Origin of the sequence: Stenotrophomonas sp. TWI819, assembly GCF_039673075.1 — a bacterium.
Classification (GTDB): Bacteria; Pseudomonadota; Gammaproteobacteria; order Xanthomonadales; family Xanthomonadaceae; genus Stenotrophomonas; species Stenotrophomonas rhizophila_B.
Window position 1 is genome coordinate 151,110 of the sequence record NZ_JBDJKY010000003.1, and the last position, 15,902, is coordinate 167,011.

Consider the following 15,902-nt stretch of genomic DNA (forward strand, 5'->3'; position numbering starts at 1 on the left):
TGCGCAGTTCGCGACAAAGCCTGCTCCCTTCGTCTAATGGTTAGGACGTGGCCCTCTCAAGGCTAAAACAGGGGTTCGAGTCCCCTAGGGAGCACCAGTCGCGGTGCAGAAAGCCAAAAACCCCGCCACGGCGGGGTTTTTTGCGTTCAGGGCCCAGGGGCTGCGGCGGCTGTCCTGCCAGGCCCGGACCGGGGAGCGCACTCCCCGACCTGGCCCCTGCCCTGCGCGCAGGGCCATCCGGAGCGGCTCAGCCCTCCATCTGCTCCAGTTCCTTGCCCTTGGTCTCCTTGACGAAGCGCAGCACGAAGAACACCGAGATCACCGCCGCCACCGTATAGATGCCGTAGGCACCGGCCAGGCCGATGCTCCCCAGCAGGATCGGGAAGGACACGGTGATGGCGAAGTTGGAGGTCCACTGCGCCGCGCCGGCCACCGCCAGCCCCGAACCGCGGATCTGGTTGGGGAACATCTCGCCCAGCATCACCCACATCACCGGACCCCAGGACATGTTGAAGAAGATCACGTAGACGTTGGCCGCCACCAGCGCCAGCACGCCCATGTTGTCAGTGAGCTGAAGCTTCCCGGCGGTATCCAGCGAGCCACTGGCGAAGGCGATGGTGACCAGGGCCAGCGAGATCGCCATGCCGACCGAGCCGACCCACAGCAGCGGCTTGCGGCCGATGCGGTCGATCAGCACCACGGTGATCAGGCACGCACCGATGCTCAGCGCGCCGGACAGCACGTTGATCAGCAGCGCGTCGTTCTCCGAGAAGCCGACCGCCTGCCACAGCACCGCGCCGTAATAGAAGACGACGTTGATGCCGACCAGCTGCTGGAACACCGCCAGGCCGATGCCGATCCAGACGATCGGGCGCAGCTTGCCGGTGGTCTTGCTGATCAGATCCGAGAAGGTCGGGCGGTGCTGGTCCTGGGACAGCGAGCCTTCGATTTCGGTGATCTTGGCCTGCGCCTCGGCCGGGCCGTACAGACGGGTCAGTACCGCCAGGGCCTGGTCACGGCGCCCTTTGACCACCAGGAAGCGCGGGCTCTCCGGGATCACCAGCAGCAGGCACAGGAACAGCAGCGAGGGAATGGCCTGCATCCAGAACATCCAGCGCCATGCCGCCTGCCCCAGCCACAGCTCCTGGGTGGAGGCACCGGCCGCCTTGGCCAGCAGGTAATTGCTGAGGAAGGCGCAGAACAGGCCGCTGATGATCGCGATCTGCTGCACCGTCGCCAGCCGGCCGCGGTAGCGGGCCGAGGCCACCTCGGCGATGTAGGCCGGCGACATCACGCTGGCCGCACCGACCGCGAAGCCACCGATCACCCGGGCGATGATGAACACCGTGGAGCTGTGTGCCGCCCCGGCCCCCAACGCGGAGAACAGGAACATCACCGCGGCGATGATCAGCACGCCGCGACGGCCGAGCCGGTCACCGAGGCGGCCGGCGAAGAACGCACCGATCGCACAGCCGAGCAGCATCGAGGCGACCTCGAAGCCAATCCCGGCCGAACTGGACTGGAAGGTGTCCTTCAGGCCGTCGACGGTGCCGTTGATCACGCCGCTGTCGAAGCCGAACAGGAAGCCACCGATGGTGGCCACGCAGCTGATCAGGACGATGAAGCCGGTGTTCTCGCCGCTGCCGGCGCGGGTACTGCTGAGCGAAGCACTGGACATGGGAACCCCTGGGTTGAAGGGAAGCTGCGGATCAGCGCAGCAGGTACTGGTTGATCAGGTTCTCATACCTTTCCTGGCGGCCGCTGCGCTGCTGCGGCTCGCCCTGGGCAAGGGCCAGGCTGCGCAGGGCCTCCAGGCTGCTGCGACCGGCGGCGAACTCGGCACCGGCGCCACTGCTGAAGCTGGCATAGCGGTCCTGGCGCCAGCCTTCCAGCGGCGAGGACTCGATCAGGGCATGGGCCACTTCCAGGCCGCGCGCGAACGCGTCCATGCCGCCGATGTGGGCCTCGAACAGGTCTTCCGGCGCGGACGACTCGCGGCGCACCTTGGCATCGAAGTTGAACCCGCCCGGGGCCAGGCCGCCCTGGCGCAGCACTACCAGCATCGCGCCCACCGTGTCGTACAGATCGGTCGGGAACTGATCGGTGTCCCAGCCGTTCTGCGGGTTGCCGCGGTTGGCATCGATGCTGCCGAGCAGGCCGGCATCGGAGGCCACCTGCAGGTCATGGGCAAAGGTGTGCCCGGACAGCGTGGCGTGGTTGGCCTCGATGTTGAGCTTGAAGTCCTTGTCCAGGCCGTGCTCGCGCAGGAAGCCGACCACGGTGGCGCTGTCGAAATCGTACTGGTGGTTCATCGGCTCCATCGGCTTGGGCTCGATCAGGAAGTTGCCCTTGAAGCCGATGCTGCGCCCATGGTCGCGGGCCAGCGTGAGGAAGCGCGCCATGTTGTCCTTCTCGCGCTTCATGTCGGTGTTGTACAGGCAGGCATAGCCCTCGCGGCCGCCCCAGAACACGTAATTCTCGCCGCCCAGGGCCACGGTGGCCTCCAGCGCGGCCTTGACCTGCACCGCGGCGCGGGCGACCACGGCGAAATCCGGGTTGGTCGAGGCACCGTTCATGTAGCGCGGGTGCGAGAACAGGTTGGCGGTGCCCCACAGCAGCTTGACCCCGGTGGCCTTCTGGCGCTCGCCGGCGATGCCGACCATGTGCTGCAGGTTGGCCTCGTACTCGGCGATGTCGTCGGCGTCCGGCGCCAGATCGATGTCATGGAAGCAGTAATACGGCACGCCCAGCTTGGTGATGAACTCGAACGCGGCATCGGCCTTGGCCTCGGCACGCGCCAGCGGCGTGTTGCCGGCATCCCACGGGTACACCCGGGTGCCCGGGCCGAACGGATCGTGGCCGGTCGCGCAGAAGCTGTGCCAGTAAGCCACGGCGAAGCGCAGGTGCTCGGCCATGGTCTTGCCGCCGACGCGCTTGTCTGCGTCATAGACCTTGTAGGCCAGCGGATTGTCCGAGTCGCGTCCCTCGAACGGGATGCGGCCGATGCCGGGGAAGTATTCCTTTGCGCCGATGTAAACGGAGGTGCTCATTGCTCGGATCCTTGCGGTGGTGACGGGGCGGTGCGCAGCAGCGGACCGACCTCGGAAAGATGGTGGAGGAAACGCCGGTACTGTTCTGCGTAGCGCGGCACAGTGCGGCGATCGGGCGTGGCCGACAGCGCGTCATCGAAGCGCACGTGCGCATCGACTGTAGCCGCCAGGCATTGCTCACCGCCCTGCCCGCGCTGCGCGGCCCACAGCGCCTGCAGGGCGGCGCCGAACGCCGCACCTTCGGCCTGGGTGGGCACCTTGACCGGCAGATCGAAGACGTCGGCGATCAATTGCCGCCACGCGGCACTGTTGCTGCCGCCGCCGGTAAGCAACACGGTGTCGAACGACAGGCCGGCACTGGTGAAGGCGTCGTAGCCGTTGCGCAGGCTGTACGTGGCGCCTTCCATCGCGGCCCGATAGAAGTGCGCCGGGGTGGTGTTGTGCAGGTCCATGCCGTGCAGGCAGGCACGCGCGTCGGGCAGGTCCGGGGTCCGTTCGCCATTGAAGTACGGCAGCATCACCAGGCCGCCCGCGCCTGGCTCGGTCTGCGCCATCAGCGCCTCGCCACCGCCGCGCGGGATGTTGAACAGCGCGGCCATGCGCTCGGTGGCGACGGTGCAGTTCATGGTGCAGATCAGCGGCAGCCAGCCGCCACTGGAGGAACAGAACGCGGCCCAGCGGCCGTCGTCGTCCACCACCGGGTGATCGGCATACGCGAACAGCGTGCCGGACGTGCCCAGGCTCATGGTCAGCCGCCCTGCGGCCACGTTGCCAGTGCCCAGCGCGGCCATCATGTTGTCACCGCCGCCGGTGGAGACCTGCACGTCGGTCGGCAGATCCAGCAGCGCGGCGATCCGGGGGTCCAGGGTGAAGGTCGCTTCCAGCGGTACCAGCGGCGGCAGCAGCGCGGCCAGGTCGCGTTGCGGGTCGATTGCCTGCAGCAGCTCCCGCGACCAGCAGCGGTTGCGCACGTCCAGCCAGCCGGTGCCGGAGGCATCGCCGTACTCGGCGTAGCGCTGACCGGTCAGCCAGAAGTTGATGTAGTCATGCGGCAGCAGGATGCCGTCCAGTTCTGCATACGCCTGCGCGCGATGGCGGCGCGTCCACGGCAGTTTGGAGGCGGTGTAGCCGGCAAGGATCGGATTGCCGGCCAGTGCGATGCAGGAGGCAGGGCCACCCACCGCGGCCATGATCGGCGCACAGTCGGCGGCGGTGCTGGTATCGCACCACAGTTTCACCGGTGCGATCACCTCACCGCGCGCGTTGATCGGCACGAAACCGTGCTGCTGGCCGGAGACGCCGATCGCACGGATGCGGCCGCGCAGCGCCGGGCCCAGTTCGGCGAAGCAGGCGACGATGCCATCGATCCACCACTGCGCCTCCTGCTCCCGGGTGCCATCGTCGTGGCTGACCAGCTGCATCGGCCGCGCGACCGTGGCCACCACTTCGCCGAGCGACGGGTCATAGGCCAGCAGCTTGACGCTCTGGGTGCCGACATCCAGCCCTACGTACAGACTCATTGCTTCACCAGTTGATTGCCGCGCAGGCCGATGCGCTGCTGGCCACGGGCGCGCAGCGCCACGGTCAGCGTGCTCTCGCCATGCACGAGTTGATAGGTGCCCCCGCGCTCACTGCGCAGCAGGGCCGAGTGCAGCTGGCCATCGCGCCATTGCAGGTCCACGCCGGCGGCATTGCGTACGCGCAGGCCGCGTACCTCGCCGTCAGGCCAGGCCGACGGCAAGGCCGGCAACAGGAAGATCGACCCGCCCCAGCTCTGCAGCAGCATCTCGGTGATGCCGGCGGTGCCGCCGAAGTTGCCATCGATCTGGAACGGCGGATGCGCGTCGAACAGGTTCGGATACGTGCGCTCGGGCGAGAGCAGCATCTTCAGGATCTGCAGCGCATGCTCGCCGTCGCCCAGCCGCGCCCACAGGTTCAGCCGCCAGCCGATGCCCCAGCCGGTGGCTTCATCACCGCGGATCTGCAGCGAGCGTTTGGCGGCCGCCGCCAGTGCGGGAGTATCGCGGAGGTTGATCTGGCTGGAGGGGTGCAGCGCATACAGATGCGAGACGTGTCGGTGGTGCATTTCCGGCGCCTCCATGTCCCAGTCCTGCTGCCACTCCTGCAACTGTCCGGCCTTGCCGATCCGGTCCGGTGGCAGTTGCGCGCGCAGCGTCTTCAGCTGCGCGGCGAACGCGGTATCAACGCCGAGCACCGCGCTGATCTGGATGCACTGCGCGAACAGATCGCGCAACAGCTGCGAGTCCATCGCCGGCCCGGCGCAGACCGCCGCACCGAACGGATGCTGGTTCTCCGGAGAGATCGAGGGGTTGGTGACCATCGCGCCGGTGGTCGGGTCGCGCTGCAGGGTGGCCACGAAAAACTCGGCCGCCCCCTTGAACAGCGGATGGATACGGCGCAGATACGCCGGATCGCGGCCATAGTCCCAGCGGTCCCACAGCTGCTGCAGGAGCCAGACACCGCCCATCGGCCACAGGCTCCACTGCGCGCCGTCGATCGGCCCGGCCTGCCGCCAGAGGTCGGTGTTGTTGTGTACCACCCACCCTGGCGCATCGTAGATCCGCCGCGCAGTGACCGCGCCGGTACGGGCCAGATCGAACAGCATGTCTTCCAGCGGCTGCACGGATTCGTGCAGCGCATTGGCCTCGCTGGGCCAGTAGTTCATCTCGGTGTTGATGTTGATCGTGTACTTGCTCTCCCACGGCGGGGCCATGAGGTCGTTCCACACGCCCTGCAGGTTGGCCGGCTGCGAGCCGGGCCGCGAACTGCAGATCAACAGGTAGCGCCCGTACTGGTGATACAGCGCCGCCAGCGCCGGATCGTTGCCGCTGGCAAAATCCTGCACGCGTTGATCGGTGGGCAGCTGCGCGGCCGGCGTGCTGCCGAGATCGATCGACACACGACGGAACAGCGTCTGGTGCGCGGCCAGATGGCGCGCCAGCAGCGCCGGATAATCGTGGGCATCGGCCTGCGCCTGGTGCGCCGCGGTGAGCGCCTGCGGATCCCCACTGACATCATCGAAGCGGCGGAAACTGGTGGCGGCCGTCAACACCAGCACCAGCTCGTCGGCACCGTCCACATGCAGGCGATCACGCGCCACCCGCAGGGTGCCGCCGCGCAGTCGCGGCTGCACCCGCAGCGCGAAGCGGAGCTTGCCCTCGATACCGGCGAAGCCCGCGTTGCGCCCGTCGAACAACAGCCCGTTCGCGTCCGCCTGCACCGTCCCCTGCTGCGGGCTGTCCACGCCCAGCCGCAGCGAGACGCGGCCCGGCAGGTCGGCACTGAGCCGCACCACGATGCACTGGTCCGGTTCGGACACGAACACCTCGCGGCGGTGCCAGGCGCCGCCGCTGCGGAATTCGGTGGTCGCCACGGCCGTGTCCAGATCCAGCGACCGGCGGTACCCGTCGATGTGATCGGCACGGTCGAAATCCAGCAGCAGATCGGCCAGCGGCTGGTACGGCATCTGCTTGGCCGGCCGCGACAGCAGCTTGGCGTCGGCCAGCGCTTCGGCCTCGGCGTAGCGTCCAGCGAAGATCAGCGCGCGCACCTGCGGCAGTGCCGTCAGCGCGTCCGGACTGGTGGGGTCATACGGCCCCCCGGCATACAGGGTGTCTTCGTTGAGGCCGATCCGTTCGTGCGCGACCCCGCCCCAGACCATCGCGCCCAACCGGCCGTTGCCGGTCGGCAGGGCCTGTACCCACTCGGTGGCGGGCGCGCGGTACCAGAGCTGCAGGGCGTCCCCCGGCGCCGCGGCGGCGTCGCCCCGCCCTGCAGCGGCTGGCACCGCACCGGCCTGCGACGACCAGCCGGTGGCGGACAGGGTCAGCCCCGCCCCAAGTGCCTTGAACAGCCCGCGACGGCTCAGCTCCACGGCATTCCCCTGCGCTGCATTGGCCTGCCTGTGCTGCCTGCTGCCACGTCAACGCCCTCCAAGGCGAAATGTCCACCGGTAGTCATCTTCATCCTAGGCGATCAGCGCGCGGCTGCCATCTTGCGCTGCGGCACGACCACCGCCTTGCCGTCGTAGCGCACGGTCTGATCGATGGCCGGGGCCAGCGCACCGGCGTCGGCACGCGGTCCCTCCACGAAGCGGACCTGGATCGTGCGCTGCGCCTGCATGCCCTTCCACTGACCGTCGCGCTTGCCGATGCGCAGTTCACGCGCGGCCTCGTTCCACTGCAGCGGGATGCGGCTGAACTGCCCCTTCTCATAGCCATAGCTGCGGCCGTCGTCCTCGTACAGCGAGAACGTGCCGTCGGCACCGGTATAGACCACTACGGTCAGCGGCGCGTCCGGCTGTTCATCCACGTACTGCTGGACCGGTCCGGTCGGGATGATCGCGCCGGCCCGCACGTACAGCGGGATGCGTTCCAGCGGCGCGGCGGCGTCGATGGTCTGGCCGCCCTGCAGGCGCTGGCCGGTGTAGTAATCCAGCCAGGTGGTACCGGCCGGCAGGTACACCTTGCGCGAGGTCGCGCCGAACGTGGTGACCGGGGCGACCAGCAGCGAGGGCCCGAACAGGTACTGGTCGTTGATGTCACGGACCGCCGGATCGGACGGGAAGTCCATCGGCAGCCCGCGCATGATGCTGCCGTCGTGGTGCCAGGTGTCGGCGGCCAGGGTGTAGATGTAGGGCAGCAGCGTGTAACGCAGGCGGCTGTAGTACACCATGCTGTCGTAGTACGGCGTGCCTTCCGGGGCGATGTTCCAGATCTCGCGGAACGGGTACTGCCCGTGCGAGCGGAACAGCGGTACGAACGCACCGAACTGGAACCAGCGGGTGTTGAGTTCACGCCACTCGGGCAGGTGCGCCGGATCTTCTTCGGAATAGCGCTTCTCGGTGGAGAAGCCGCCGATGTCGAAGGTCCAGTTGGGCAGGCCGGACATGGCGGTATTCACGCCGGCCGAGATCTGCTCGAGCATGTCGTCCCACCGCGACACGATGTCGCCGCTCCACACCGCCACCGCATTACGCTGCGTGCCGGCATAGCCTTTGCGCGAGAGGATGAAGACACGCTGGCCATCGGCCGCGCGATCCCCCTCGTACACCCCCTGGGTGTGCGGCAGCGGATACGAATTGAAGAACTCGGTGGACGGGCCCAGTGCGGTCGGCGTGGTACGTGCCTTGCGCTCGCCGATATCCAGGTTGGAGTGCACGTCCGGCTCGTCGGCGTCCATCCACCAGGCATCGAAGCCCTTGCTGTTCAACTTCTCGTTGATCTGGCGCCAGTAGATCTGCTGCGCTTTTGCCGCGTAGGGATCGTAGAACGAGTTTTTGTAGCCCTTGCCGATCCAGTCCAGCTCGCCCACCTCGACGTTGCGCTGGTACATGAAGCCGGCCGCGTCCAGTTCCTTGTAGTTGGCCGTGGTCGGGTAGAACTTCGGCCACACCGAAATCATGACCTGCGCGTGCTGGTCATGGATGTGCTTGACCATGCCGTCCGGATCGGGGAAGTGGGTGGGATCGAAGTCGTGCGAGCCCCAGGCATCTTCGGGCCAGTACGACCAGTCCAGCACGATGTTGTCGATCGGCAGCTTGCGGCGGCGGTACTCGTCCAGCACGCCGAGCAGCTCATCCTGGCTCTTGTAACGCTCGCGGCTCTGCCAGAAACCGTAGGCCCACTTGGGCAGCATCACCGCCTTGCCGGTGAGTTCGCGATAGCCGGCGATCACCTCATCGGCATTGCCCCCGGCGACCACGTAGTAGTCCACCATCTGCCCGGCTTCGGACCACAGCGAGAGATCGGCGGCTTCGGCCTGCGGCAGCGGATCACGGTGCAGCAGCGCGATGTAGCTGGGGTCGATCAGGTCCCACTCGACCTTGATCTGGTGGCGGGTGCCGGGCGTCAGCTCCAGCGCGAATTCGTGATGCCACGGGTTCCAGTTCTGGCGCCAGCGGTCGATCACCAGCTTGCCGTCCACGTACAGCTTGATGTATTCGCTGCCGTACAGGGAGAAGGTATGGCGACCGGCGGTCTTCGCCTCGATCGCGCCTTCCCAGACCACCTGCGAGCGCCCCCCTTCAGCCCCGTTCTTGCCCTTGGCCGGGAACGCGGTGAGATCCTTGATGTACTGGTAGTTCACTTCCGGCTCGCGGCGCTCGACGCGGGTCTTGCCATCGACGATGTAGCGGGCGGTCAACGCGCCGGCCTTGCCTTTGGCATCGAACACCTGCAGCGAGGCCTGCAGCGGCTGCAGCCCGCGCGGGTCGCCCAGGCGGGTGATCGCGTTGTTGTCCCAGAGCAGACCGTAATTGCGGCTGGAGACGATGAACGGCACCGCCATGTCGATGTTGCCCTGGAGCAGCTCGACGTCGCGGCCCTTCTGGTTCATCCAGCCCTGCTGATGCTGGCCGAACCCGTAGATCGCTTCATCGCCGGGCGACTCGAAGCGCTGGCGCACGCTGTAATACGCCTTGCCCTCCACGTTGAGCGGGCTGAAGCTGCGGCCACCGGCGCGCTCGGCCAGCAGCGGCTTGCCTTGGGCGTCACGGAAGCTGACCTGGCCATCGGCTTCGGAGATCTCTGCGCTGATGCCGGCCGCGACCAGCCGCACGTTGCCACCGCCCTGCTCCACCGTGAAGCGCGGCTTGCCCTGTACGGGGACGCGCATCAGGCTCGGGGTGCGCGTGAAGTCGCCGTCGGGGTCGGCGCTGACCCGCACGATGTTGTCGTCCACCAGTTCCAGCCGGACCTGGGCCGCGCCGGCCTGGGCCGGCACCACCACCACACCGTTGTCCAGCACGCGGTGGCTCTGGGCCATCGCCGGTGACGCCAGCAATGCCAGCAGCGGCACGCTCAGTACGCTCATGTAACGCATTCAGTGCTCCCTTCTCATTCGTTGCGCGGGTGCGGACACCCCCGGTTCAATACGTCGCCAGCGTGACCTTGAGCAGCTGCGGCGCAGTGGTGAAGTTCAAGCCGTAGTCGGTCTGGTCGCCGTTCCAGTTGCGCTGGAACTGCCACTGGCCGTCCTTGTAGAACCCCTCTTCGACACGATCGAGCACCATGTTCGCGGTGGCCTCTCCGGCCGGGTGCAGGGTGACCCGCGCGTGCTGGGCGGTGATCAGAAATTCGTCCGGGCCAAGCTCGGCGATCAGCGCGCTGCCGATCGGCTCGGGGTTGCCCGGCGGCTGGCCCTGGAACCAGAACTGCGGCACGCCATAGGTGACCGTGGCCCGCCAGCGCGCGTTGAGCGGCACGTCCTGCACGGCCTGGCCGGCCTCTTCGGCCACGCCATGCAGCTTGCCTTCGGACGAGGCCTTGGCGAACGGGCGCATGCCCAGGCTGACCAGCTGGAAACCGGTGGCGAACGGCGCCAGCGTTTCCGCGTCCACCTTTTTCGCGCCCAGCGGGTAGTTGCTGTAATGGCTGAAATCGATGCCGAACGTGGACCAGCCGATGCCGTCGTGCCCCAGCGTCGGGAACAGGTAGCGCGCATACGGCGGTGCGTTGCCGGTCTCGGCGACGAACAGCGCATTGTCCGGCCGCGCATAGCGCTCCAGCACCGTGGTGTACATGCGGTACTCGGGCATGTAGATGTCCGGCGCCAGAAAATCGATGTGTGGGCCTGCGGCCTTCCACACATCCAGCACGTTGTCGGTCGGGCCACCACTGGCGTACTGGCCCGGCTGCCCGGGATTGAACGGCCCGCGCAGCGCGCCGTTGACGTACATCGGCAGCGGGTACACCGCCTTGCCCGCCTCGGTGACCTGGTCGATGAAGCGCCCGATCGACCAGGCGTGGAAGAACTCATCGGCATCGGCACCGAATACCTGTGCCCAGGTGCCGGGTGACTTGCCGAGTTTCTGCAGCAGTTCGGCCGGCACCGGGCCGTTGAACAGTTTCTGCGCCATCGGCGAGAAATCGCGGACGCTGCCATAGGTGCCCGGTTCGTTCTCCGGCTGCACCATGATCACGGTGCGCTGGGGGTCAGCCGCTTTGAGGTGCTGCATGAAGGCAACGAAGGCCTTGCGGTCCGCCTCCAGCGTGGCCGGGGCATGCGGCGACAGCGAGCCGATGCTGCGTCCGTCGCGGGTCACCACCCGCGGGAAGCGGGTGTTGTCGGTCTTCACCCAGCGCGGCGCGTAAGCCGGGCCGTTGTTCTTCCAGGTGGCGAACCACAGCAGCACCAGCCGCACGTCATGCTCGCGCGCCTGCTGGAGCAGCGTATCGACGAAGGAAAAATCAAACTTGCCCTCTTCCGGCTCGATCTGCTCCCAGGCGATCGGCACCTGCACGGTGTTGGCGCCGATGATCGTCACCGCCGGCCACACCGCCTCCAGCGCGGCCGCGTAGTTGCTGGAGTTGTTGACCTGCGCGCCCAGCACCAGGAACGGCTCACCATCCACCAGCAGCGCGTGCTTGCCGTCCTTGCTGGTGAACTGCGGGATCGGTGCCTGCCTGGCGGCGTCGGGCGTCGCCGGTTTGCCTGCCGCGGCCGTAGCCGGCGGCGTGGAGCCCTCGGCCGGTGTCGGTGCCTGCTCACACGCAGCCAGCAGACAGAGCAAAGCGGCCGGCAGCAGCAGGCGGCGCGGGAACACCGGAAGCGGGTAGGTGGTCGGAGACATGCACGGGGTCCTTGTGGTCACCAGGTATCGCTGCGGAACGGCGAGGCGGGCAGCTGTTGCGAATTGATCAGGTTGGCGTCGGCCGGGTTCTCGCGCCAGGCATAGCGCACGGCGACCGGCGTGGCGACCGCCTCGCTGTGGACGATCACGCGATCACCGTCGATCCGCGCCTGTGCCGGGTGGAAGCGGCGGTCGGCACCGGCCACGGTGAAGCCCTGTACCTGGGTGCCACCGCCCCGTACCGCCAGCGTGCTGCCCATCCGGTCGAAGGTGATGACGGCCTGACCGCGATCGAAGCGGACAGCGCGCTGCACCGGGCCGCTGTAGTCCAGCGTTTCACCATACGCCGCGTGCCGGGCGGCCAGCGCCAGCCGTGCGCCGACATCACGTTTGTTGCGCGGGTGGATGTCCGTCGCATTGCCCAGGTCGATGCTGACCGCCTGCGCGGTGTGCGGCAGTGACAGCGCCGCCGATTGCGACTCGCGCAGCAACGCCCACGGGCTCTGCTCACCGTGATCGGCGCCCGCGCCGAAGCTGGCCAACTGTACCCAGACAAACGGCAGCGCCGGTGCGTTCCAGTCCTGACGCCACTGCTGGATCAAGGCCTTGAACTGATCGCGGTAAGCCAACGCCCCGGTATCGGTCGCATTGCTCTCGCCCTGGTACCAGATCACCCCCTTGATCGGGAACGGCGGCAGCGGGTGGATCATGCGGTTGTACAGCAGCGTCGGGGTCTGGTTCTTGTCATCGTCCAGTGCGACCGTGACCGCGGCGGGGCGGAACCGCCACCGCTGCAGCGGCAGCTGGCTGCCATCGGCCAGGCGGACGAACAGCTCGGCCGCCTCGCCGTGGATACCGCCGCCACCGCCCAGGTCCTCGACCCGCACCGCAACCACGTTGCGACCGGCATGCAGCTGGCCGGCCGCCAGCGGATACACCCGGGGCGTGTTCCAGGCCATGGTCGTCGCGCCGACCAGCACGCCATTGACGAAGGTGCGGTCCGAATCATCGATCCGCCCGACCCCGAGGCTGCCGGACTGCGCTGCCTGCGCGGCACTCAAGGTGAACTCGGCGCGGTACCAGCCAATGCCGTCCATGCCGGCAAAGCCGCCGGTTTCCCACAGGCCGGGAAGCGTGGCGGCCTCCCAGTCCTTGTCATCGAACTGCACCGCCGACCACTGCGGCTGCTCATCGAACGTGGTCCAGTGGGCAAGGCGCTGACGTACCTGCACCAGCGTGCGGGCATCGCGCTCACGCTGCGCCTGCATACGCGTGGCCAGCGTGGCGGCGTCGATGCCCTGGATCCCCGCCGGCATCCAGGCCTCGATGGCGCTGCCGCCCCAGCTGCTGTCGATGATGCCGATCGGCACCCCGGTGTGCTGCCGCAGCTCGCGCGCGAAGTAGTAGGCGACCGCGGAGAAGTTGCCCGCGTTGGCAGGGGTCGCCGGCAACCAGTGGCCACCGGCCAGCGCCGTCTCCGGTTGCCCGGACCAGGATTTGGGAATCTTGAAATGCCGCAGCTGCGCGTCGTTCGCTGCGGCGATGGCCACCGCGGCGCCCTGCGTATCGTGCAGCGGCCACTCCATGTTGGATTGACCGCTGGCCAGCCAGACATCGCCGAACAGGACGTCGCGCACCTGCAGCGCGCGCCCGTCGCCCGCGATCTCCAGCTGGAACGGGCCGCCGGCCGCGTGCGGCGGCAACGTGACGTTCCAGCTGCCGTCCGTACCGACCGTGGTACTGGCGCGCAGGCCGTCGATGCCGACCTGCAGGCGTGCGCCGGGCGTGGCCGTGCCCCACACCGGCAGCGGCTGGTCGCGCTGCAGCACCATGCCATCGGCAAACAACCGCGGCAGGACCGGCTCGGCCTGCACGGCCACGGTGAACATCGACAGCGATACCGCCAGCGCACATGCTCGTTTCATTGTGGATCTCCATAGACGATGCCGCGTCCACCGGTCGCGAAGTAGACACGCCCATGCAGGCGCGGATCACCGGTGACGCGTTGAATCTGACCGAACTGGTGCGCGGCGTCATCGATGCGCAGCCACCGGGCACCGCCGTCATCGGAACGGAACAGTCCCTGGATGCCCTCGACGGTGCCCGCAACGAACACGCTGGCAACGTCACGACCGGGGGCTCCTTTGCCGACGCCAAGGCTGTGAACCACGTCCACCCCTGCCACGCGTTGCAGCTCACCTTCGCGCCAGCGCAGCAGCCCCTGCGGACCGGCACCGATATACAGCAGCCCGGGCTGCTGTGGATCGGCGCGCAACTCGGGCGTCAGCGCCGGGGCCGGCGCCAGGCGTACGCGGTCGGCCACGAACGAGGCGCCCCCATCGTCGCTGCGCAGCAATGCGCCACTGGCGGCGTCGTATGCAAACCAGTGCGCAGGCGAGCGGGTGTCCGCGACCACCACGGCCGACACTGGCAGGCCGCGCACGGCCGGCCAGTGTCGGCCGTGGTCATCGGTGTACCAATGGCTGCCGCGCAGCGTGTGCCACAGCACCCGGCCGCCGTCGCTGGCGATGCGGATGCGGCCGGCGCCCTCGCCGTCCGGCGGTTCACTCACGAACGTCTGCCACGTACGTCCGCCATCGTCCGACCAGGCCGCACGGACCTCGTCATGCAGGCGATGGCGCACGGTGCCGCTGCGCACCACGTGGGACGGTGCCTGCGCGGCAACGTCGATGCTCTCGCTGTTGGTCAGGCGCGGACCGGCGTACTGCAATGGCGACACGGTCAGGTCATCGTGGCGGAAGCCATCGATGTCGCCCAGCGCACTGAGCAGGTGCGCGCCCTGCCCCGGGCTGACCAGATCCAACGGCACCGTTTCTTCCAGCCCATCATTCTGGAACCACCACTGCACCGGCCGGGCATCGTCGACGGCGCGGATATCCCGGCTCGCCCACAGCCCGTAGCCGGTGACGAACAGCACCCGACGCGGGTCGAACGGATCGATCTGCACATCGGCGATCCAGTGCGGGGAGGCGTGCGCGGTCCAGGGCGCGTTGCCGTGTTCGAACGTCGCCCCTGCGATGACCGGCGCCCAGCTGCGGCCACCATCGGTACTGCGGAAGATATCGTCGTGCGGGCCGAAGCGATTGAAGGTGCTGGCCATCACCACGTCCGGATTGCCGGCCTCCACGCTGACGCCGCCCCAGCCGAAGCCATCGCTCTGGGTGTCACTGGACTGTGGCACCGGGCTGATGTCCTGCCAGCGCCCCTGCGCGGGATCGAACCGCCACAGCGCGCCGTTGCCCATGCTGTCCGGACCCGGCAGATCCGCATAGGCGATATACAGGCGTCCGTCACTGCCCTGCGCCATGCGTGTCGGGCGCAGGCCACGCGGTTGCCCAGGCAGTGGCTGCCAGGTCTTCCCCGCATCATCGGAACGGTACAGCGCGGGGCCGGTGGTGGTCGACACACCGGCATGGATCACCGGCGTGGCATGTCCGGCACGGCCGCTGCGCGCATCGAACTGCACGAACACGATGCCGATCTGCTGCGTGCCGTTCCAGGCCGGCGCACTGGCCGGCGCACTGCGCGCGAGCGCCGGGAAGCTCGTCACTTCCTGCCAGTGGGCACCATGGTCGTCGCTGCGCCACAGCCCGTTGCTGCGCGTGCCCAGCAGCAGGATGCGGCCTTGATGCGGGTCCACCGCCAGCCGCTCGCCATTGCCGCGCGAGAGCTCGTTGCCACCGAGCTTGAACGGAAGATCGGTGCGGGTGAAGGTGGCCCCCCGGTCGGACGAGCGCAGGATCGCGCCGTTGCCCACGCGGGGGTTGGTATAGGTGCCTGCGGCCAGATAGACGCGCTGCGGGTCGCTGGCGTCCACGGCCAGGCTCTCGATGCCGGTCAGGTTGGCATCGTCGCGGCCGAGCCAGTCGGTCAACGGGACCCAGCGGCCGGTAGTCTGATCCCACCGGTAGGCACCACCGACATCGGTGCGTGCGTAAAGCAGATTCGGTTGGGCTGGATGGAACACCAGCCCGGTCACAAAGCCACCGCCACCGATCGCCACGTTGTGCCATTGGTAAGGCGCAGCTGCGGCAACGCTCGGAAACACGGCCAGCAGCAGCACCAGCCACCCTGCCCGGCAGCGGCCAGCGCGGGCCGATGCACGCAACGTCCAGATCAGGCAATCGGCGGGGGTCATGCACGGGCCTCCCGGTGGAGCGGCGTGCGGCATCGCGGCCGCACGCCTGGAGCAGGAACTGCGGCCCTGCCCGCTTCGTGGTGGAGAGGAAGATCCACGA

The 15,902-nt window shown here is 68.1% G+C and carries 8 protein-coding genes and 1 tRNA gene; 1 reads left to right on the forward strand and 8 read right to left on the reverse strand.

Features of this window, described 5'->3' with window-relative positions; genetic code table 11:
• Nucleotides 1-22 precede the first annotated feature (22 nt).
• Nucleotides 23-97, forward strand: a tRNA-Glu gene (locus ABE463_RS05465).
• A gap of 150 nt (nucleotides 98-247) precedes the next feature.
• Here the strand turns inward: ABE463_RS05465 and ABE463_RS05470 are convergent.
• The 8 genes from ABE463_RS05470 to ABE463_RS05505 form a co-directional block, all read right to left on the reverse strand.
• Complete coding sequence (locus ABE463_RS05470) at nucleotides 248-1,678, reverse strand: sugar porter family MFS transporter (protein ID WP_259260327.1); 1,431 nt, start codon at nucleotides 1,676-1,678, stop codon at nucleotides 248-250.
• 31 nt (nucleotides 1,679-1,709) lie between these two features.
• Nucleotides 1,710-3,050 carry a xylose isomerase gene (xylA, locus tag ABE463_RS05475; protein WP_123728945.1) on the reverse strand — a complete coding sequence of 447 codons (1,341 nt, stop codon included), beginning with the start codon at nucleotides 3,048-3,050 and terminating at the stop codon, nucleotides 1,710-1,712.
• Nucleotides 3,047-4,570, reverse strand: a complete 1,524-nt coding sequence (gene xylB / locus ABE463_RS05480; protein ID WP_346467493.1) for a xylulokinase — start codon at nucleotides 4,568-4,570, stop codon at nucleotides 3,047-3,049. The genes xylA and xylB overlap by 4 nt, the downstream gene beginning before the upstream one ends.
• The gene (locus ABE463_RS05485) at nucleotides 4,567-6,945 is read right to left on the reverse strand and encodes a glycoside hydrolase family 95 protein (protein WP_346467494.1); all 2,379 of its coding nucleotides are present in this window, start codon (nucleotides 6,943-6,945) and stop codon (nucleotides 4,567-4,569) included. Before ABE463_RS05485 ends, xylB begins: the two co-directional genes overlap by 4 nt.
• 101 nt (nucleotides 6,946-7,046) lie before the next feature.
• Nucleotides 7,047-9,893: a TIM-barrel domain-containing protein gene (locus ABE463_RS05490; RefSeq protein ID WP_346467495.1), complete on the reverse strand. Its 2,847-nt coding sequence runs from the start codon at nucleotides 9,891-9,893 to the stop codon at nucleotides 7,047-7,049.
• A 46-nt stretch (nucleotides 9,894-9,939) separates the two neighbouring features.
• Entirely contained in the window at nucleotides 9,940-11,643 is a 1,704-nt protein-coding gene (locus ABE463_RS05495) for a DUF5597 domain-containing protein (RefSeq protein WP_346467496.1), read from the reverse strand.
• Nucleotides 11,644-11,660: 17 nt separating this feature from the next.
• Entirely contained in the window at nucleotides 11,661-13,568 is a 1,908-nt protein-coding gene (locus ABE463_RS05500) for a sialate O-acetylesterase (protein ID WP_346467497.1), read from the reverse strand.
• Complete coding sequence (locus tag ABE463_RS05505; RefSeq protein ID WP_346467498.1) at nucleotides 13,565-15,802, reverse strand: cellulase; 2,238 nt, start codon at nucleotides 15,800-15,802, stop codon at nucleotides 13,565-13,567. The genes ABE463_RS05500 and ABE463_RS05505 overlap by 4 nt, the downstream gene beginning before the upstream one ends.
• Between the last annotated feature and the right edge of the window lie 100 nt (nucleotides 15,803-15,902).

Bases quoted from the DNA above. Each gene is read 5' to 3' on its own strand.
- ABE463_RS05495 (WP_346467496.1), bottom strand. From the start codon at position 11,643: ATGTCTCCGACCACCTACCCGCTTCCGGTGTTCCCGCGCCGCCTGCTG.
- ABE463_RS05490 (WP_346467495.1), bottom strand. From the start codon at position 9,893: ATGCGTTACATGAGCGTACTGAGCGTGCCGCTGCTGGCATTGCTGGCG.
- xylB (WP_346467493.1), bottom strand. From the start codon at position 4,570: ATGAGTCTGTACGTAGGGCTGGATGTCGGCACCCAGAGCGTCAAGCTG.
- ABE463_RS05470 (WP_259260327.1), bottom strand. From the start codon at position 1,678: ATGTCCAGTGCTTCGCTCAGCAGTACCCGCGCCGGCAGCGGCGAGAAC.
- ABE463_RS05505 (WP_346467498.1), bottom strand. From the start codon at position 15,802: ATGACCCCCGCCGATTGCCTGATCTGGACGTTGCGTGCATCGGCCCGC.
- ABE463_RS05500 (WP_346467497.1), bottom strand. From the start codon at position 13,568: ATGAAACGAGCATGTGCGCTGGCGGTATCGCTGTCGATGTTCACCGTG.
- xylA (WP_123728945.1), bottom strand. From the start codon at position 3,050: ATGAGCACCTCCGTTTACATCGGCGCAAAGGAATACTTCCCCGGCATC.